We start from the raw sequence: 20,247 nt of genomic DNA on the forward strand, positions 1-20,247 counted from the left end.
AAATGGTCGATTTAAAAAAATCAAGATTTCGAATAATATTAGATAAAATTAATAATAATTGGAATCGTTTTACAGAAAGCAAAATTGGTAAAATATTACTTAGTAATTCTTTAAATTATGCTATTTCATTAACAGGGGCAGTAATTGCGGTTTCAGGGCTTTTTACACCTGTATCGCCTATAGTTATAACAGTAGCTGCTATTACTGCGGTAGGTGTAGGAATTCAGGCTATAAATGAAACTGTTAAAATACGAAATTTACGTAAACTTCATAAAGAAAATAATTTATTAGTACAAAATAGAAATGCTAAAGTACAGCAAGATTATATATTATCATTAGAACCTAGTTTAAACGATATTCTAAAAAGTGAATTATTTACACCACCTAAGAAAGAAAAAGATTTAAATAGTGATAAGTATAAAGTAACTAGCAAAAATCTTAAAAGTGTTGGTATAGTACTTACGAATAATGTAGCTGGTATAACTTCTGCTATAACTTCTGCTATATCTACTGCTATTGTTCAAGGAGCAAGCGGAAATGTACTTGGAGTTTTAAGAGCTACAGGTTATGGCATATTAACTTCTATTTCGTTAATTACTGGGGGGCTTAGCGAAAAAGAAAAAAATAGAATAAGAACAATATTTAAGTTAAATATAAATGAGGAATGTAAAAAGCACGACACTCCAGATTATAAAAATTTAGATCAGTTGGAAAAATATACTAAAGAACAAATTCTGCAAACAGCAGTGTTAAAGAAGTTAATTACCGATAAGAATTATTGGAAAATGAAAGATCATGATAAGAGAGAGAAATTTCATGAGATAAGAAATAATTTTATTTATGAAATAAGAAATAATGGGTTCAATGATTTTTGTAACAAGAATAAAATATCATTAAATATTGAAAAAGAAAGCTATGCCAAAGATATTGGAAGAGTAATGAATCCATTCTATGAGAAACCTAGTAAGGCTCAAGAATATAGCAACTTAGCAAATGTGATGAATAAAAAAAGAAAATATACTATATTTCGTTAGCAGTAACAAATTTATGTGAAGTAGTATCGCTAAAGATTCGTTGTAATAACTCGTTATTAAGAGCATGGCTAGTTTTATAGCCATTGATTGAGCTTATAATGTTATTACCAGAAGTATATAGATCGCCAAATAGGTCTAATAATTTGTGACGTACAAACTCATCTTGATAACGCAATCCATCAGGATTTAAGACTTTATCTTGATCATCTATAGCTATTGTATTCTCGAATGAAACACCTAGAGCAAGCCCTTTACTCTGTAAATAGTCACCATCTTTTGTAAAGCCAAAAGTACGTGCATCAGCGATATTATTATTAAAAGATTCTTGCTTTGAAAAGACTAAGTTTTGTCTTCCTATAGCTTTACTATTAAAATCAATAGTCAAATCTATTTTCATGTGATCAGAAGGGGTACAAGTTAACTCACAATCTTTATGAGTAGCTGTTACTTCTTTCAAAATTTTTAAATATTTTTTAGGAGCATTTTGTAGCTTTTTCCCAGCACACTCAATCATAAAGACAAAAGGTTTGCTACTGCCATCCATTATAGGAACTTCAGGACCATCTATTTTGATAATAGCATTGTCAATTCCGCATCCCCATAATGCAGCCATTATATGTTCAATTGTTGAGACTTGTATTTTGTTGCTATTGCTTATAGTAGTAGAGAGTAAAGTGTCAGAAATATTAAAATATTTTGCTTCAATATAATTATTTTCTGAAGATATGTCGGTTCTTATGAAGATAATACCAGTATTTTCTTTAGCGGGTTCAATAGTTAACTGAGTACGTTTCCCAGAATGAACACCTATTCCGTAACAGCTTACGGGCTTTGATAATGTAATTTGCTGCATTTAAAATACTAATAACATATATTTAAGATATTAATATTTAATGCTAAATGGTGCAAGGTATATTATGTTACAAAATGTTACAGTTATATTGGTTTCTTGTGGATTAAATAATAAAAAGTTTAAAATAGTTGACAACTACATATATCCTATATTACATTACCATTAATAAAATTTAATAGGTTTGTTATGTTAATTAATGGCCAACCAACAGTATCTAATACAAAGGAAATATTACAGCAATTATCTGATTTACCTTCTAGAGTTTACCTTCTAGAGTTTCCCAGAAATTAATATATGGACCAAGGATAGTGTTGAAAGAGGTAAAAATTTGGATTTGCTTAGTACAGTCTTTAAGACAAATTCTATAAAGGAATTAGAAGCAATTACAATGCAACTACCATCAGTTGTTAAAGAAGGTCCTTATATTACTTTTAGAATATATAATGCAGTAGGTGAAAGCTATAATAAGTTAGGTGATAATGAAAAGGCAATGGAAAGCTATAATGAAGCTTTAAATATTGCTTTAAATTCTAGATTAATTAGTCATGCAGAAGAGGCTCAAAACTTTATAACTGTAATATATTCAAACCAAGGTAATTTAGAGAAATATAAAATAGAAAACTAAAAAAATTTAGATCAAAGTATAAAAAGTGATGATAAAATTTTAGAATTAAAATCTAGATTAGCACTAGGTTCTATTTATAAATTACAAGGTGATCATTTTAAAGCAGTTGAGAATTATAATAAATCTTATATTTTATTTTATAATAAAGTGGATTATGATGCTCAATATAATAGAGCAGAGGGAATACGGTATTTCTGATAAAGAAAAAATGGGAACTCACCTTGTCACTGCATGTATAGTAGTAATTGCTCAAGATCCAGAAAATAAAAAATCGGTATTAGGTCATATTGATTTACGTACTAATGTGGAAACAGCAATTTCACAAGATATATTAGGTAAGTTTCCAGAAGATAAAAAACTAAATGTTTATTTATTAGGAGGAAGCGATTCATCTGATGCAAAGTATACTTCTCAGGATAATCTTAAAAAAGTAATTAATAAATTAAAAAAATCTCCTAATATAGATATTAAATCTGCAGATATATTAGACAAGCATAAATCACCTTCTATGGTTTTTGATCCTCAAACTTCTAAAATAGAATATGCAACTCCTGGTAAAAGAACTGAAGATCAAGCTTTAAGATCGCAAAGGTTATTTCTTGAAGAAAATCCTCAAGGTTTAAATGAAGCATTTGATTTTACAGTTTCTAAGGAAGTACCTCCTATGAACTTGTCTAATGAAAAACAAAAAGAATTGATAAATTATTACTTCTCTTCTAGGTTATTACCTGATTGGTCAAAAATAAAAAATATAATTGGAGGTCCTATAAGTTTTGCAACAATGAGTTATAACAGCTACCAAAATGAGCAAGAAACTGTTGATTTCTTCTGGAAAGAAAATCCAGCTTTAGTACAAGAAGTATTTAGAAAAGAAATAGAGGAGTATGTGGTTAATGAATCTTCTATATCTTCATCAGATAAACAGCAAATATCGAAAAGTTTTGACAATATTTTAAAGGATTCAAAAATTACTCTTGCAAAGCTTTTATTAAAATTTAATGAATTGAAATCAAATCCTGAACAGTTTATAAAATCTGTAAAGCTCCAAAAAATTCAATCATTAGTTAAGAATATTGATTTAACTCCAAAACCGGAGTCGCCTACTACCTTACAAAATTCCTCAAGCTCTAAAAATACAAACCAAGGATGGAAAAGATAAAAATAGAAGTTAAGTCTAAAGAATACAAAATTTGTGATGCACAAAATAATGCGGTATAGCATAAGTCATTAAGGTACTGACAGAGCGAGAGTATCATGTTATAGTAAGCAAATATTAACAAGCATGTAAAGAGATATGGCACGAGCATATGCAATAGAACTAAGACTAAGAGTTATAAAAGCTGTAGAAGCAGGGATACGAATAAGTAAGGTAAGTAAATTATTTAATGTAAGTCGTGATACTATATATAAATGGAAAAAATTAAAAGATAAGCAAGGTACTTTAGAAGCAGCAACTGGTTATCAGAAAGGACATAGTCATAAGATAAAAGATTCAGAATCTTTTAAAGAATTTTTTAAAGCTAATATGAATAAAACATCAAAGGAGTTAGCAAAGCAATGGGGTAATATTGCATCTGTAACTATTTTAAGACAAATCAGAAAACTTGGCTATAGCTATAAAAAAACTCATTTTCATCCGAAAAGAGATATTAAATTAAGAAATGAATTTATAGCAAAGATACAAACCATCACAAAAGACAAATTAGTATATCTTGATGAATCTGGAATAGAGGATAATGCTTGCAAAGAGTATGGATGGAGCATTATAGGACAAAGGTGTTATGGAGAAAAGGTGTATCAACATAAATTTAGAATAAGTATGATAGCTGGTCTTTGTAATGGTAATCTTATTGCTCCTGTAATATTTGAAGGTAATTGTAATACAGAGGTCTTTAAAACTTATATTAGGGATGTATTAATTACAGAATTACAACCTGGGCAAACCGTTATTATGGATAACATTAATTTTCATAAAAATTCTAAAGTTAAAGAGTTCATTGAATCCGTTGGTTGTACCATATTGTATTTACCAACTTACTCTCCTGATTTAAATCCTATAGAGCATTACTGGTTTAAGATAAAAAATGAAATTAGGAAAGTTGTAGGAGATTTTGAAACATTTTATGATGCTGTTTTTAATACTATTAAATTGTCAGTATCTTAATGATTTATGCTATACTTTTTTCTACTGAGCTAAATAACGAAACAAAACTTACGCTATGAGTAAAAAAGTGATAAATTATTGTAAAAATAATTAAACATGTCAAAGAGGATAAAGTTGCAAGCAATACCAATTAATAGGACAGATTATTGTCAATTTTTAATAGTTAGCCAAAAGAATTATAGTTTAACCTACTACGCTGAACATGCAAAGAAATGTAGTCATGATGTTATTAATAGATTTTTAAGGAATGAAAAATATACACCTTCTTTGTTATGGGAACACATCAAGAATGATGTTATTTTTTCATCTAATGGATATACAATATTTGATGATACGGTTTTAAATAAAAGGAATACGAAGCAAATAGAAATTGCAAGATCGCAGTACAGTGGAGCTACAGGTAGAGTTACTAAAGGTATAGGAGTAGTGAGTCTGGTATATTATAACCCTGATATTAATAAGTTTTGGGTAATAGATTATCGAATTTTTGCACCTGATCATGATGGAGCAACAAAACTAGAACACCTATTAAACATGTTAAATAATGCTGTTTATAGCAAGAAGATTCCTTTTCAAACAGTACTTTTTGACACATGGTATTCTACACACAAAATTATGCAACATGTTGACTCTCTGGGGAAATATTATTATGCCCCTATTAAAGCCAATAGAAACGTTAGTAAAACACACGATTCTAAACCTTATAAAGCTGTAAAAGAGTTGACATTTTCAGATGAAGAGATCAGGCATGGAGTAGAGATTCATATAAAAGGCTTTGCTAAAAATAAGCATGTTAATTTGTTTAAATTTACTGTTTCTACCAACAGAGTTGAGTATGTTGTTACCAATAACAAAACTCACAAATCTTCTAAAGCTGCACAAGATGAGTGTGGCTTTCGATGGGTAATTGAGAGCATGCACAGAGAAATTAAGCAACTTACTGGGATAGAACGTTGTCAATGCAGGAAACAGCGTATTCAACGTAATCATATTAGTTGGGCATTTTTAGTTTGGGCATTTCTCAAAAGGACTGCAAATACAATCGGTAAAACGGTTTACCAAATAAAGTTAGGGCTTTTAGATGACTATATGCAACAACAGCTGCGTTCTCCATCTTTACGATATTTAGAACCAAACATAGCGTAAGTTTTGGAAATTGCGTGCAGTTTTTTTCAGTACAATTAGGAAAAGTTGGTTTAGCTAGTGCTATTAATAAAGAACAATTAAAACAACTGATAAAAGAGTTAAATCCTGCCAAAATGATAAAAGATAATCTAATACAAGTAAGAATAATTGGAGGAGATAAATCTCAAGAATCTCAAAAATATTTAGAAACATTAATAGATTGGTTAAAAGAGGTAGATAATAATACCAATATTATTAATATAATCAATTTTGATACTTGCTCCAGATTTCATCCCAATTCTTTTGTAGTTGATTGTTATCATGGTGAAATAAGTGCATTATAGTATGGCACTATTTGATTATCAATTAAAGCTGTTTTGTTAACAATGCCATATTTCGTTTGCAAATAGAGTTATAATTTCTTGTTTATAACTCTTAACCAAGCATCCCAGTCACGTTTGCCTAAATCTTCTTCAAATAATAATAAATCTTTTACAGTTTGTTCACATATTTCTTCGGAGGGTAATATAAGATCTTGTTTGTTAGCTGAATTTAGTAAACATTGTGTTTTGCAAGCTTGTTCTAAATGATAAGCATAAAACATAGCTTCATATATTGTTCTCCCGCAAGTAATAACACCATGGTTACGAAGCAGCATCACATAATTTTGTTTAAGGTCATCAACTAGCCTATCGCTTTGTTTATCGGCGTCTAATATCAAAGAATTATATTCATGATAAGAAATTCTATTGTAAAAATGTAATGCCCATTGGCTGATTGGCAGTAATTCGCATTTTAAAGTAGAAACTGCAATACTTGCTGGAGTGTGATAATGAAAAATAGCTGAAATATCAGGACGTGTTCGATAAATACTTCCGTGAATAAAGTAGCCAGTCTTATTATATTGATATTCCTCTCCCTCTAAAATTTTTCCATCTAAAGTAACTTTGAGGAGATTATGCTCTGTTACTTCTTCAAACCTAAGCCCAAAAGGGTAAATATAATAAAAATCAGCATCTTTAGGTCTTGCAGATAGATGGGTATAGGTATGGTCATCCATCGATAAATATGCCATTATTTTGTAAGCAGCTGCTAAGTTGTATTTTACGTTAGTCATGAGTCAAGGTAGTTTTAAATTATTAGTATTTTTTATTATTTTCTGGATCTAGTTAGCAAGCAACTAGATGACACAGAGGATATTTATAAAAAAGGTATATATATATATTTTCTCTTTTTATATCTATAACTGCTCCTTTAGGAGTTTTTAAACATTCTTGTAAGTGTTTTTTATTTAAATATGGTACTAAATTATAATTCAATATATGGTATAATTCAATATATGGCATTGTAGATTATCTTTTTTATTACTAAAATTAAATGCGATTTCATTTCCTTGCTCTAACAATTTTTTAATATTTATTGCTTGCTTTATAAAACTCTTTTGTTCTAAATTTAAGTGCTTGATTCTTAGAATATTTTTTACTACTGAAAATGAAAAAACAGCAAATAATAACATAAGAACAAATAATTCTTTTCTACTCTGTTTTTCATTTAAGAAAATACTACTTTTTATATATGCAGCAGCAATTATACCTATAGCTAGAACGTAACAACCAAGATATCGAAGTAATGAGGCTGCTCTAATTGCTTCTTCATAGCTAAAAGTAAAGAAACAAAACTTACGCTATGTTTGGTTCTAAATATCGTAAAGATGGAGAACGCAGCTGTTGTTGCATATAGTCATCTAAAAGCCCTAACTTTATTTGGTAAACCGTTTTACCGATTGTATTTGCAGTCCTTTTGAGAAATGCCCAAACTAAAAATGCCCAACTAATATGATTACGTTGAATACGCTGTTTCCTGCATTGACAACGTTCTATCCCAGTAAGTTGCTTAATTTCTCTGTGCATGCTCTCAATTACCCATCGAAAGCCACACTCATCTTGTGCAGCTTTAGAAGATTTGTGAGTTTTGTTATTGGTAACAACATACTCAACTCTGTTGGTAGAAACAGTAAATTTAAACAAATTAACATGCTTATTTTTAGCAAAGCCTTTTATATGAATCTCTACTCCATGCCTGATCTCTTCATCTGAAAATGTCAACTCTTTTACAGCTTTATAAGGTTTAGAATCGTGTGTTTTACTAACGTTTCTATTGGCTTTAATAGGGGCATAATAATATTTCCCCAGAGAGTCAACATGTTGCATAATTTTGTGTGTAGAATACCATGTGTCAAAAAGTACTGTTTGAAAAGGAATCTTCTTGCTATAAACAGCATTATTTAACATGTTTAATAGGTGTTCTAGTTTTGTTGCTCCATCATGATCAGGTGCAAAAATTCGATAATCTATTACCCAAAACTTATTAATATCAGGGTTATAATATACCAGACTCACTACTCCTATACCTTTAGTAACTCTACCTGTAGCTCCACTGTACTGCGATCTTGCAATTTCTATTTGCTTCGTATTCCTTTTATTTAAAACCGTATCATCAAATATTGTATATCCATTAGATGAAAAAATAACATCATTCTTGATGTGTTCCCATAACAAAGAAGGTGTATATTTTTCATTCCTTAAAAATCTATTAATAACATCATGACTACATTTCTTTGCATGTTCAGCGTAGTAGGTTAAACTATAATTCTTTTGGCTAACTATTAAAAATTGACAATAATCTGTCCTATTAATTGGTATTGCTTGCAACTTTATCCTCTTTGACATGTTTAATTATTTTTACAATAATTTATCACTTTTTTACTCATAGCGTAAGTTTTGGAAATATAGATATAGCCGCCATAAAGCAAAAATTATACCACAAATAAATGTGGCTATTAGAAAAAATTTATACAAAACTTACGCTATGTTATAGCAAATATGCTAAAAACTCTTATTACACAGCAATGTTTTATAGTGAAGCACTTCATAATATCCCTTAATTCATGGGCATTATATCAAACATAGCGTAAGTTTTGTATATTCTGCTAACAGTTTCGGTTTATACTTACGAATTCCATACCAAGCAATAAAACAAATAGTATATACAACTAAACTTCCTTCTTTTACTAAAAATTTTAAAAGAAACTTACCATAATTTATTAGTAATAATTTATGCTGTTTATTAAAATTTTCTGCAATATATATTAAATTGAAAATTCAAGGACTAAGTCGAACAAAACCTATAAATTTTCTGCCCAAATTTCATTGGGGGTTTTATAACCAAAAATCTTTCTTGGCATGTTATTTAAAATCTCAGCAATATTGTCAAGACCTCTTTGTGTAACGGTTGTAATATCTGTATTTTTAGGTAAAATTCTATGAATCATAGAATTCATTTTCTCCACTAGTGCTTTTTGTCTAGGGCGGTATGGATCACAAAAGAAAGTTTGAAACCCAGATAGTCTATAAGCAAGATGCCCTACAAACTCTTTGCCATTATCCATAGTAATAGTCTTTCTAACACTACTTGGCAGCGTTTTGATCTTTTTTAAAAACCCAGTGGTAACTATTTTAGCTCTCTTGGAGTTATTCAGCACTAAAATAATCTTTTGACTCTTTTTATCCACCAGCACACCGATATTCATACTTTGATTACCTTTATGAAATGTAAGATCTGCCTCAAAATGTCCTACTTCTAGCTTTTGCATTGCTATTGCATCACGCTGATGTATTGAGATCCTTTGTGGTATAATGATCCTTTGATGCCTTGTCCCCCTTTCTTGCCTTTTATATCTTTTAGACGGTAAATAGCTATATAACTTTAATTTAGCTGCTACTGCAGAAGTGTAGACGAATCTATATATACTTTCTGTACTGATACAACAAGCTGTATTTTTGTCCAGTTTTAACTTTCCGGCTATAGCATCCGGTGACCATTTCTTGTGAATCATAGCATTTTTGATATAATTTAACAAAATAGGTAACTTCTCTATTTTTAATAACTCTTGCTGATGCATCCTTTTTTTATATTGTTCCTGAGCAACACAAGGCATATACTTACCTTTTACTTTATTTCTTTTTAGCTCCATACTAATAGTGCTTTTAGACCTCGTAAGATGTTGTGCTATCTTGTTAATACTGACTCCTAGGTCATACATTCTTTTTATTTCATATCTCTCTTCGCGAGATAAGTGTCTATATTTTCTGTTCATCATTACCTATTTAAAATCTTATTATTTTAAATAAGTTTTGTTCTACTTACTTATAGTATTTTCAAATTACTAAAACTATGCTCTTTTCTATCTAAGAAATCGTGAGTATTCCTAAAATAATCCATTAAGATAAAATTGCATAATATTGGTAGAATTAATAAAATTACATAGGTAATATAATCATGTGATATTTTAGGTTTTTTATCAAAAAATGTATAATGTAATATAAGAATTATCGAAGCAAAACTTGCTAGCCATGTTCCAATTTCTCTAAATAAAGGAAGCATTATAGCAATAGGTATAATTAGCTTTAAAGCTTTTTTCTTATCTTCTTCAAGGATATAAATAGCAAAGATAGTACCGAACATTAGCCCTATAGTACTATCATTATATATAGAGCGAAGCCCTGTTGTATATAGTACTACTGCACAAAGTATAGCAGAAAATAGTAAACCGGTCTGCCAAATTTTCTTATTGTAGGCTAAAGGAGCTAAGAACATTAAATGTAGTAAGAAATGAGCAAATAGCACATTTCTGTCCGAGTAACCTGAAAGCGTTAACATAAAATAATGATAAACAGCGGCACCTCTTGGATAATGTGCATGCGTAAAATAATAGAGGTAAATGAAATTTGGCTTTCAAAAACTCCTGAATATAATAGTTCTTTAGTAAATATTCCCCAATGAGAAAAATCATCATAAGCATGCAGTGATGCTTCTCTGGTGTAGAGAAAAAAAGCAAAGATTACTAAAGTAAAAAAGAGAGATTCATAAGAAAATCTATGCTGATTTATAAATATACTGCTAATAAATGAAGAGTTATTAAACGAAGTTTTATTTGGAAAAGAGCAAGAGTATACTAATAATATACCGATGAAGTAAAGTAAATAGGTAGCAGCCATTAACAGATTTAGTATAGCACAGCAATATAGAATCGTAACTAATATGCTAATTGTTATAGGTATCGCATGGTTTAATTTTATTTTGAAATATTTTGAGAAAAAGCATGAAAAGCCAAGAAAACTTAATATTGGTATAATAATCATTTTATTTCTAGCATTAATTGTAATTTAGATGTCATATAATAAGGATCAAAAGTTTAAATGTAAACTTTTCTATTGTTTTTAGCATGCAATTGACTATCTTTAATAGATATTAGTAATTTATTTTAATAAAGAATAATTATTTATATGGCAACAACAGACACATCCAAGCGTAGTAATAGTTTACGAAAAAGTTTAGAAAAAACTTTATCTTCTTCTAGTGCTAACAAATTATTCAAGAGTGCAATTAAAGATTTATCATCTTCAAAAAGCTTGAGTTTTAAAACGCTTTTACTTGGAGCAAAATTTGTCTTAACTAATCCTGTAAATACTTATAACCTTATCAAGCTTGCTAACTCTTCTGATACATATCTTGATCCGGAATTTCAAAAATCACTCCTTGAGAAAAAACCAATATGGGAATTTTTAAAAAGTAATGCTGAGAATTTACCTAAAATAGGGCAGATACTTGATAAAGCTGGATTTAAAGAATTTCAAGAAGGTAGTTTCTTAGATCAGAAAGGTTTGTATATATTAAAAGAAAGTTTTAAAAATGATAGCGTACTTGATCAGCTTAAAGAAGTTGCAATTGAAGTAAAGAAAGAAGAACCTGATTGGACCAAAGTAGCTTCTAACACTTTGGATTTGCTTACCAAAGATAAAAACTTTGAAAAGTTTTTTAATGAAAAAGGAAAAAACATTGCAGATTATATAAGAACTGGAGCAACTGAAATATTACCAAGTGATTATGTCAATACCTTTGATGATATATTACAAAAACCGGAAAATAAGCAAAGCTATGCAGAAGTGCAAAAAATCTTTGATAAAAATCCTGCTTTAAAGCAAGAAGTTGCTGAAAATATAGATAATTTGAGGTCTTTAAAGGAATTTAATAACCTAAGTCCTGAAAAACAGACAGTACTAAATAGCTTTGTAGCAGATGCTAAACAGCAGGCTAAACCTGCCTTGAAAGAGTATTTTGAAAATTATAGAATTGATCCTAAAGTTTTAAGCACTGTCCCTAGTTTATTAAATGAAATTCCTAAAATAAAAGAAGTTTTTGATACTCTTAATGATCCAAATCAAGGGTTAATGATAGCTATTGAAAAAACTTTAGAAATGACTAAAGACAATAAAGATTTAAGAGATTTCTTTGCGAATAATAAAGAATTTTTACCAAATGCAGCTTTAGGCATTATTAAAAATAATTCTGATTTGCAAAAAATGACCAGAGATTATAATTTTGATAAACAAATGCTTAATATAGTCGGCGAAATGATGTCAAAGCCTGAAATGGCACATGATATTATGTTAGATGTAAATAAAGGTGACTATATGAGCGTGACAAATAGTTTAATCTCAGCTCTCAATGATCCTTCGTTTAAATTAAAAGATACATTAGTGCAGCAAAGTAAAGATAGCTTATTTGATAATTTATTAAAAGGTATAGTTGACGTAGATGTAAAAGATAGCGGTGTCATTAAACAGCAACTTGAAAATTATGGTCTACAAACAGAAGATGTTATAAAGCTTAGCAAAGTGATGCCTTTATTGCTTGATAAGCCTGAGTCATTACAAAAAGTTTTTAGTGGCTTTATTAAAGGTGATTATACCGGAATTGCAAAAGAGCTAATTACTTTAACGAAAGACAATCCTGAAATTCAACAATATTTAAATGATAATAAAAAAATATTCGCAAATATTATGGATAAAACTTTAGAAGTAGTAGCTGGAGTAGGAAATCTTGATAAAGAAAAAATATATAATATTTTGCCATCAATGTTAAATCATCCTGATGAATTAGTTAAAATTATTGAAGGGGTTGAAAATAGTAATTATACCAATGCTGCTAGTAGTTTATATAATCTAGCACAAAAAACAAATTACTTTGAAGGTCAATTACCAAGTCTTGCAAAAGCGGGAGTGAAGATAGGATTAAACTATGTAGCTGGGAAAGTAATAAATATATTTAGTGATGCTCAACAACCATTAGAAGAAAGTAAAATTACAGATAAAAATATCCTTATTGATCAGGCTATTGATAAGGTATTTTTGCAAGCTAAGTCGGAAAACAAGCAAAATTTACCTAATAAAAAAGAATTTGCTAACGAAGTAAAAACAATATGTAAAGAAAATCCAGAACTTGAAAATTATATTGTAGAAAAGCTAAGTTCAAAGCCGATTAGTAGTGTAGGGGACGTTTCTACTCCAAAAACGAATCAATATAGCCATATTTCAGAACATATAAATTCTCCGATGCAAGTGCTGAATCCTTTATATGAAAATTTAGTAAATAAACAAGATATAAAGGTAGGACTCTTAGCAAATATGCTAAGTGAACAAGTTTCGCAAAAGCTATTTGATAGAGGGGATAATAGGGGAGAAGATTTTCATATGATTAATCAGACCTTAAAACAAGTAATTTCCGAGCATATTAAAGAAAATCCAAATATTGTAGATCATTTTTCAAAACCTAAAAATCAAGAAAAGCTAATAAACAATATTGCAAATACTTTAAACGCTAAATCTAAATATACATGGGCTGGTCTTGCTACTGGTGGGATTTATCTCCCAAAAGAGATTTTCAATAACGAATTAAAAGATAATTTAAAAGCTGAATTTAAAAATAATTTTCATTCAAATACTTTAGCTGAAGCAAAGAATATGACTTCAAATTTAAGGGAACAAATAGTTATAAACACTAGTCATAAATTAAGTCCTTCCTCCAACTCTCCTATTATACATAATAAAAATACGCAAGAAAAACAAAGATAATAATATCTATATAATACTTGACTAATATACTAGGATATTTTATTGTAATGCCAATATTTATTGGTAAATAATCCTATGATGCTAACGACAAAAGGTAGGTATGCCGTAATGGCGATATTAGAGATGGCTTCAAATGTAAGCGATGAGCCTATAACTTTGAATGAAATTTCTTTAAAACAAAATATATCACTTAATTATTTAGAGCAAATATTTTCTAAACTTAAAAAAGCCAATTTAGTTAAGGCTATTAGAGGTCCAAATGGGGGATATATCTTAATAGGTAAATTAGAAGAAATAAAAATTTCTAATATTATGGATGCTGTAAATGAAAACTTCATAATGACCGGTTGTTACAAAAAATCGATAAAAAATTGTGCCTCGAGTACAATGAAATGTAATTCACATAAATTATGGAAAGGTCTTGGTAAGCATATCAGAGATTATTTTGAGAATATTTCAGTTAAAGATGCTTTAAACCTGAATTTAAATATATGATATATCTAGACCATAACTCTACTACTTCTATTGCACCAAAGGTTAAGGAATATGTAATAAGCTTGATGGATAAGGAGCTTAATCCTTCATCTGCTCATAGTTCAGGTAGATTTGCTAAAAATATTATAGAAACAGCACGTTCTCAAATAGCAACAGCTTTAGCTATATCAACATCATCTAGGGAATATGATATTACTTTTACTTCTTCAGGAACTGAAAGTAATAACTTAATAATGAAAAATTTTTATGACGGTGATATTTTCATTTCTGCTATTGAACATTTATCGATCTATAACCATATAAAACAAGCTCCAAATATTAAGATAATAAGAGTTGATAAGCAGGGGATAGTTGATCTTGAGTATTTAGAGGAGTTATTAGTACAAAGTGCAGCTTCTAAAAAACTAGTATCTGTAATGATGGCTAATAATGAAAGTGGAGTGCTACAAGATATAGATAAAATAAGTGAGATAGCTAAAAAATATGATGCAAGATTTCATAGCGATTTAGTACAAGCTTTTGGTAAAATATCAACAAATATCAAAGTGTTAGGGTTAGATTTTGCTACAATTTCAGGGCATAAAATAGGAGGCGGGCAGGGAGGAGCTGCTTTGATTTCTACTTCTCGCTTTCCGCTTACTCCAATAATCATAGGAGGTGGACAAGAAAAGTCAGTACGTTCAGGCACTGAAAATGTTTTAGCAATTGCAGGATTTGGCTTAGCAGCTGAATTAATGAAAGAAAATATCATAGAGAATTATGCAAAACTCAGAAGCTTACAAGAAGTTTTAGAGAAAAAATTAAAGAAATACCAAAGCATAAATATTATTAGCGAAAACGCAAAGAGATTACCTAATACTACATTGTTTACTGTGCCAGGTACAGACGCTCAGATAAAACTGATCGGTTTTGATTTACGAAATATTTGTGTTAGCTCCGGTTCTGCCTGCTCATCAGGTAAAATATCTAAATCGCATGTGCTAACTAATATGGGGCTAGATGAAGAAGAAGTAAAATCGTCTATTAGAGTGTCTTTAGGCTGTAATAATACGGTTGATGATATAAAGGCGTTCATGAGGGCTTTTAAAGAAGTGCACAATGTCATTCCTGCGTGAGGCTTGCCCGCGTGGATTCTTTCCCCTCTGTGTCATCCCGTAGTCAAGCAACTAGATGACACCGAGGGTGTTTTTCGATCCACGCTGGCAAAGCCGCCACGGGATGACACAAAAATAAAAAACAAATTTTTAATACTCACAATTATATGAACACACAATTAAACAATTTAATCCTGCCAATATATATAGATTATCAGGCAACGACTCCGTTAGATCCACGTGTGATGGAAGCGATGCTGCCATATTTTACTACCAAGTTTGGCAATCCTCATTCACGTAGCCATTCTTTTGGTTGGGAAGCTGAAAACGCTGTAGAAGAGGCAAGAAGTGATATTGCAAAGCTAATAGGGGCTGAAGCTAAGGAAATCATTTTTACGTCTGGTGCGACTGAGTCCAATAACCTTGCTATAAAAGGTATAGCAAAATTCTATGGCAATAAAAAGAACCATATTATTACAGTAGTTAGTGAACATAAATGCGTCCTCGATGCTTGCAGGCATTTAGAGCAGGAAGGGATAAAAGTCACCTACTTACCGATCAAACCTAATGGAATAATCGATTTAGAGGTTTTAAAAAATGCTATAACTGATCAGACTATGTTAGTATCAGTTATGGCGGTAAATAACGAAATAGGAGTAATTCAGCCTTTAAAGGAAATTGGAAAAATCTGTCGTGAAAAAGGGGTTTTCTTTCATTCTGATATTGCACAAGGATTCGGTAAAATTCCAATCGATGTGAATGAATGCAATATTGACCTTGCCAGTATCTCAGGGCATAAGATTTATGGTCCAAAAGGTATAGGTGCTTTGTATGTTAGAAAAAAACCTCGTGTGCGTATCACTCCGCTAATAAACGGTGGTGGTCAAGAGCGTGGTATGCGTTCCGGTACACTGCCAACTCCTTTAATAGTAGGGCTTGGCACAGCTGCTAATATCGCTTATAATGAGATGGAAAAAGATACCAAGCATGTAAATCACTTATTTGATAAGTTTTTAAATTCTATAAACAATCAAATTTCTGAAGTTTATTTAAATGGTGATAAAGATCAAAGATATAAAGGCAACTTAAATTTAAGCTTTGCAGGAGTAGAGGGCGAGTCAATCATTCTTGCTATTAAAGATTTAGCGGTTTCTTCCGGTTCGGCTTGTACTTCAGCCTCGCTTGAACCATCATATGTATTGCGTTCTATGGGAGTTGATGAAGAACTTGCCCATACTTCAATTAGATTCGGTATAGGTAGATTTACTACCGAGCAGGAAGTAGATTATGCAGTAAAGTTAATATGCTCAAAAATCAATAAGCTACGGGACTTAAGCCCGCTCTGGGAAATGATGCAAGAGGGGATTGATTTGAAGAAAATTAAATGGGCTACGCACTAATGCTCTTTTGCTTTTAAGAATTGCTCTTTCATTTTATTAGGGATTCGTGTGCTCACGTACTACTTGTACGCTCCGCTCACTCACCGATCAAAATAAAATTCAATTCTCAAAATCATGCGAGCATCTACACAAAAATAGAATCATGAATTAAGGAATAACAATGGCTTATAGCAAAAAAGTAATAGATCATTATGAGAATCCTCGTAATGTTGGGTCGCTTGATAAAGAGAAGAAAAACGTCGGTACGGGATTAGTTGGAGCTCCGGCATGTGGTGACGTGATGAAGTTACAAATCGAGGTTGACGATAACGGCATTATTACGGACGCAAAATTTAAAACATTCGGCTGTGGTTCAGCTATTGCCTCAAGTTCTTTAGTAACAGAATGGGTAAAAGGTAGATCAATAGACGATGCTGAAGAGATTAAAAACACTGAAATTGCAAAAGAATTATCATTGCCACCGGTAAAACTTCATTGTTCACTTCTTGCTGAAGATGCTATAAAAGCAGCTATAGCTGATTACAAGCTTAAAAAAGAAAATAAAAAAGACTCCTAAAACATGAAGAAAAACGTTATTTCATTAACTGATTCAGCTGCAAAACAAGTGCGGTTATTGATAGAAAAACGTAATAAGCCTACATATGGAATTAGGGTAGGCGTTAGGTCAGGCGGTTGTGCTGGTCAAACTTATTATGTTGAGTATGCCAACAATAAAAACCAATTTGATGAGGTGGTTGAAGAAAAAGGCGTGCGAATCCTAATCGATCCAAAAGCATTGATGTATATATTAGGCTCTGAAATGGATTATATAGAAACGAAATTCAAATCCCAATTCACTTTTACCAATCCTAACGAAAAAGCTAATTGCGGTTGTGGCAAGTCTTTTAGCGTGTAATCCCACTTGATTAATTACCCACTATGTATTATTATATAAGTTATAACAAAGAATATTAATTTATATGACCCAATCATGTATATTAAAGCCTGATACGAAAGGAAGGATAACACTTGGTAAACTCGCTAAAGGAGTAAGTAGCTTCCATGTTATTATTAATAGTAAAAAGGGACAAATTATTTTAGAGCCCTATACCGAAATCCCTTTAAAAGAAAGTTGGCTATTTAATAATAAAAAAGCTTTAGAACAGCTAAATAATGGGATTAAAGGCTCAGCTAAAGGGCAAGTAAAATATATAGAAGACTTCAGTAAATATTTAAATCTCTTTTGGGTATATTCCCCGCCGCTTGCGGCGTAATATGGCGGAATGAGCAAATATATACATAAAAGTCATAATGTTACGGTACTGCTGTATCACATGGTATTTCCAGCAAAATATCGCCGAGCAGTGTTTGACGTATCAGTTGATCAAGTATTACGAGAAATATGTTTAGAGATAGAAAAGAGATATCAAATAAAATTTTTAGAAATAGGGGTTGATGAAGATCATGTCCATTTTTTGGTACAATCTGTACCAACCTATAGCGTAACAAAAATAGTAACAACAATTAAAAGTGTTACAGCTCGTCAAATATTTAGACAGTGTCCACAGGTAAAGAAACAATTATGGGGTGGAGAATTTTGGACTGATGGATATTTTACGAGTACGGTAGGTAAGCATGGAAATGAGAATATGATAGGAAAATACGTAAAAAACCAAGGCAAGGAATATCAGAAACTGCATGAGGATCATCAGCTAGCTTTCTTCTAAAATACCCCGCTGCTTGCGGCGGGGATTACTTTTATTGATGACCTTTAAAATTCTTTTTACTATTCAGGCTAGTAAAGATTTGGAAGAACTTGAAAATAATAAAAGTTTAGAAAAGCGTTTAAAAGCAGTAAGAAAAACATTAGCATATTTACAAACAAATCCGCATCATCCTAGTTTAAATACTCATAAATATAAATCTACTAAAGGCGACAACGGAGAAGAAATATTTGAAGCTTATGCTGAGAATAATACTCCTGCGGCTTATAGGATTTTTTGGCACTATGGACCTAAAAAAGATAATATTACCATTCTAACAATTACAGCACATCCATAACTATAGTAATTTCCTAGAAAAACGATTGCGTTGCGGTAAGTCTTTTAGCGTGTAATAGTTTTACGTAAAACCAATACTGCAATAGTTAGTATTATAAGTAAGAAAGTGAAGAAGCTGAATGTTACCCATAACGACTTAAAGTTTTGCCATAGTAACATACTGAAGAAAGGCGTGCTTGAGGATAATATAATACCGCCAAGGGAGTGAGATAAGCTATAAAGCCGCATTCTAATAGCTGTTTTAAATAAAGACTGGACGATAATTTGTAATGGAACAGCATAAAATGCGGCAAGTCCAATTAACATAATAGGACCTAGAACAGTAAATATTTGCTGATATAGTAAAATCTGCATGGCAAAAGCAGCTACAAGACTAAGCAGTAAGGCAAATATAATTTGTTTTAAAGGATTTATTTTATCAGCAAGCATTCCTGCGAAAATAGCCGCTATCCCGTAAGTAATAATTAAGCTTATGTTCATAAACTCAGTTTCTATAGGGTTTATAAAGGCTATTCTTGCTAAAAACACGCCTAAGAAATATACTAAGAAATGGTATATACCGCCGATTGTACCGTTTATTAGTAGTGCCAAAATAAAAGACTTTTTAGAGTTTTTTAGAACCTGAAAAATAGAGATATTATTAGATTGCTTATTTTTATGATGTAAAAATTCGTTGCTTTCTTTGAAATAATTTCTCATTAAAATAGCAAATAATCCAAATATAGCACCGATCAGGAAATTAATTCGCCACAAATAATAAATATTAAGGTTAGTCGCACAATAATAAGCCATAGCAGCAAGTAATGCTCCTATTTGAGTGCAGCTTGCAACTACTCCTAGTCCTAAATTTTTTTGGTTATTTTTTGTTTTTTCTGCCACATAAACTTTTATTCCATCAACTTCACCAGCTAAACTTGCAATAAAAATCATCCGGCAAAATGTAAGCATAATTGTAGCAAGAATACCTATTTTATCAAAGGAAGGGGTAACAGCGATTAGCAAGGTAGAAATGCTGCTGATAAACATCGATATTTTGATAGATTTAGTGCGTCCGTATCTATCACCTATATAGCCGAAAATTATAGAGCCTAAAGGACGGATCACAACAGCCGCACTAAGTAATGCAAAAAAGCCAAGTAGCTGTATTTCATGCGTACTTCTAGGTAAAAAATTTTGTGCTAAAATGTGTGCTGATAAGCCAAATAATGCATAATCGTAGTAACGAATTATAGATACAAAAAACGCAATCAAAAAAGCTGAACTGGGCATAATAATGTTTTTATGGTTTTGTTTGTGTGGATTAGTTCTGCTTTATCATCCTGCGGTTCTTATGTCATTCCCGCGTAGGTGGGAATCCAGCATAAAGCGAGATTTATTTTTTAAGCTTTGATGTATTTATATTTATTTTTTTCCTGGATTCCCGCCTATGCGGGAATCACACATAC

At 30.9% G+C, this 20,247-nt stretch carries 20 protein-coding genes and 2 pseudogenes; 14 read left to right on the forward strand and 8 right to left on the reverse strand.

All coding sequences use genetic code 11. The annotated features are described in order from the left end of the window. Positions 1 to 2: 2 nt before the first annotated feature. Entirely contained in the window at positions 3 to 1,034 is a 1,032-nt protein-coding gene (locus AAGD55_RS06160) for a hypothetical protein (protein ID WP_341790829.1), read from the forward strand. Here AAGD55_RS06160 and lpxC read toward each other — a convergent pair. Next, a complete protein-coding gene (gene lpxC, locus AAGD55_RS06165) occupies positions 1,021 to 1,887 on the reverse strand; it encodes a UDP-3-O-acyl-N-acetylglucosamine deacetylase (RefSeq protein WP_341790830.1) in 867 nt (288 codons plus the stop codon). The genes AAGD55_RS06160 and lpxC overlap by 14 nt on opposite strands. 328 nt (positions 1,888 to 2,215) lie before the next feature. Between lpxC and AAGD55_RS06170 the strand changes: the two genes are divergently transcribed. The 5 genes from AAGD55_RS06170 to AAGD55_RS06190 all read left to right on the forward strand — a co-directional run bounded on the left by AAGD55_RS06170 (position 2,216) and on the right by AAGD55_RS06190 (position 6,145). Further along, the gene (locus AAGD55_RS06170) at positions 2,216 to 2,512 is read left to right on the forward strand and encodes a tetratricopeptide repeat protein (RefSeq protein ID WP_341790831.1); all 297 of its coding nucleotides are present in this window, start codon (positions 2,216 to 2,218) and stop codon (positions 2,510 to 2,512) included. A gap of 154 nt (positions 2,513 to 2,666) precedes the next feature. Beyond that, a complete protein-coding gene (locus tag AAGD55_RS06175) occupies positions 2,667 to 3,671 on the forward strand; it encodes a hypothetical protein (protein ID WP_341790832.1) in 1,005 nt (334 codons plus the stop codon). Positions 3,672 to 3,806: 135 nt separating this feature from the next. Further along, on the forward strand, positions 3,807 to 4,676 hold the full coding sequence (locus AAGD55_RS06180) for an IS630 family transposase (RefSeq protein ID WP_341790833.1): 870 nt from the start codon (positions 3,807 to 3,809) through the stop codon (positions 4,674 to 4,676). 96 nt (positions 4,677 to 4,772) lie between these two features. Next, positions 4,773 to 5,822 (forward strand): transposase, encoded by a 1,050-nt coding sequence (locus AAGD55_RS06185; RefSeq protein ID WP_341790834.1) that lies wholly within the window; start codon positions 4,773 to 4,775, stop codon positions 5,820 to 5,822. A 14-nt stretch (positions 5,823 to 5,836) separates the two neighbouring features. After that, positions 5,837 to 6,145: a hypothetical protein gene (locus tag AAGD55_RS06190; RefSeq protein WP_341790835.1), complete on the forward strand. Its 309-nt coding sequence runs from the start codon at positions 5,837 to 5,839 to the stop codon at positions 6,143 to 6,145. Positions 6,146 to 6,213: 68 nt separating this feature from the next. Here AAGD55_RS06190 and AAGD55_RS06195 read toward each other — a convergent pair whose 3' ends face one another. The 5 genes and pseudogenes from AAGD55_RS06195 to AAGD55_RS06215 form a co-directional block, all read right to left on the reverse strand. Then, positions 6,214 to 6,918 carry a class II aldolase/adducin family protein gene (locus AAGD55_RS06195; protein ID WP_341790836.1) on the reverse strand — a complete coding sequence of 235 codons (705 nt, stop codon included), beginning with the start codon at positions 6,916 to 6,918 and terminating at the stop codon, positions 6,214 to 6,216. A gap of 52 nt (positions 6,919 to 6,970) precedes the next feature. Beyond that, positions 6,971 to 7,473 (reverse strand): annotated as a pseudogene (locus AAGD55_RS06200) (hypothetical protein); the annotation flags it as partial. 7 nt (positions 7,474 to 7,480) lie between these two features. Further along, positions 7,481 to 8,530 carry a transposase gene (locus AAGD55_RS06205; protein ID WP_341790834.1) on the reverse strand — a complete coding sequence of 350 codons (1,050 nt, stop codon included), beginning with the start codon at positions 8,528 to 8,530 and terminating at the stop codon, positions 7,481 to 7,483. Positions 8,531 to 8,985: 455 nt separating this feature from the next. Then, a complete protein-coding gene (locus AAGD55_RS06210; protein WP_341790837.1) occupies positions 8,986 to 9,960 on the reverse strand; it encodes an IS30 family transposase in 975 nt (324 codons plus the stop codon). Positions 9,961 to 10,019: 59 nt separating this feature from the next. Continuing rightward, a pseudogene (locus AAGD55_RS06215) lies at positions 10,020 to 11,002 on the reverse strand (hypothetical protein); the annotation flags it as partial. A gap of 144 nt (positions 11,003 to 11,146) precedes the next feature. On the opposite strand from AAGD55_RS06215, the gene AAGD55_RS06220 reads away from it, so the two are divergent. The 6 genes from AAGD55_RS06220 to AAGD55_RS06245 all read left to right on the forward strand — a co-directional run bounded on the left by AAGD55_RS06220 (position 11,147) and on the right by AAGD55_RS06245 (position 17,658). Then, the gene (locus tag AAGD55_RS06220) at positions 11,147 to 13,774 is read left to right on the forward strand and encodes a hypothetical protein (RefSeq protein WP_341790838.1); all 2,628 of its coding nucleotides are present in this window, start codon (positions 11,147 to 11,149) and stop codon (positions 13,772 to 13,774) included. A 75-nt stretch (positions 13,775 to 13,849) separates the two neighbouring features. After that, positions 13,850 to 14,269, forward strand: a complete 420-nt coding sequence (locus tag AAGD55_RS06225) for an Rrf2 family transcriptional regulator (protein ID WP_341792532.1) — start codon at positions 13,850 to 13,852, stop codon at positions 14,267 to 14,269. After that, positions 14,266 to 15,384: a cysteine desulfurase family protein gene (locus tag AAGD55_RS06230; protein ID WP_341790839.1), complete on the forward strand. Its 1,119-nt coding sequence runs from the start codon at positions 14,266 to 14,268 to the stop codon at positions 15,382 to 15,384. The genes AAGD55_RS06225 and AAGD55_RS06230 overlap by 4 nt, the downstream gene beginning before the upstream one ends. A 146-nt stretch (positions 15,385 to 15,530) precedes the next feature. Continuing rightward, positions 15,531 to 16,763, forward strand: coding sequence for an IscS subfamily cysteine desulfurase (locus tag AAGD55_RS06235; RefSeq protein WP_341790840.1), 1,233 nt, complete (start codon positions 15,531 to 15,533; stop codon positions 16,761 to 16,763). Positions 16,764 to 16,923: 160 nt separating this feature from the next. Then, on the forward strand, positions 16,924 to 17,319 hold the full coding sequence (gene iscU, locus AAGD55_RS06240) for a Fe-S cluster assembly scaffold IscU (protein ID WP_011477608.1): 396 nt from the start codon (positions 16,924 to 16,926) through the stop codon (positions 17,317 to 17,319). A 3-nt stretch (positions 17,320 to 17,322) separates the two neighbouring features. Then, positions 17,323 to 17,658, forward strand: a complete 336-nt coding sequence (locus tag AAGD55_RS06245; RefSeq protein ID WP_341790841.1) for an iron-sulfur cluster assembly accessory protein — start codon at positions 17,323 to 17,325, stop codon at positions 17,656 to 17,658. Positions 17,659 to 17,847: 189 nt separating this feature from the next. On the opposite strand, the gene AAGD55_RS06250 is transcribed toward AAGD55_RS06245, so the two are convergent. Then, positions 17,848 to 18,033, reverse strand: a complete 186-nt coding sequence (locus tag AAGD55_RS06250) for a hypothetical protein (RefSeq protein ID WP_341790842.1) — start codon at positions 18,031 to 18,033, stop codon at positions 17,848 to 17,850. On the opposite strand from AAGD55_RS06250, the gene tnpA reads away from it, so the two are divergent. Both tnpA and AAGD55_RS06260 read left to right on the forward strand, forming a co-directional pair. Then, positions 18,026 to 18,469, forward strand: coding sequence for an IS200/IS605 family transposase (gene tnpA, locus AAGD55_RS06255; protein ID WP_341790826.1), 444 nt, complete (start codon positions 18,026 to 18,028; stop codon positions 18,467 to 18,469). The genes AAGD55_RS06250 and tnpA overlap by 8 nt on opposite strands. Before the next feature lie 37 nt (positions 18,470 to 18,506). Then, complete coding sequence (locus AAGD55_RS06260; RefSeq protein ID WP_341792607.1) at positions 18,507 to 18,803, forward strand: hypothetical protein; 297 nt, start codon at positions 18,507 to 18,509, stop codon at positions 18,801 to 18,803. A 44-nt stretch (positions 18,804 to 18,847) separates the two neighbouring features. Here AAGD55_RS06260 and AAGD55_RS06265 read toward each other — a convergent pair whose 3' ends face one another. Further along, positions 18,848 to 20,071: an MFS transporter gene (locus tag AAGD55_RS06265; protein ID WP_341790843.1), complete on the reverse strand. Its 1,224-nt coding sequence runs from the start codon at positions 20,069 to 20,071 to the stop codon at positions 18,848 to 18,850. Between the last annotated feature and the right edge of the window lie 176 nt (positions 20,072 to 20,247).

It is taken from the genome of Rickettsia endosymbiont of Gonocerus acuteangulatus (assembly GCF_964026435.1).
GTDB lineage: Bacteria > Pseudomonadota > Alphaproteobacteria > Rickettsiales > Rickettsiaceae > Rickettsia.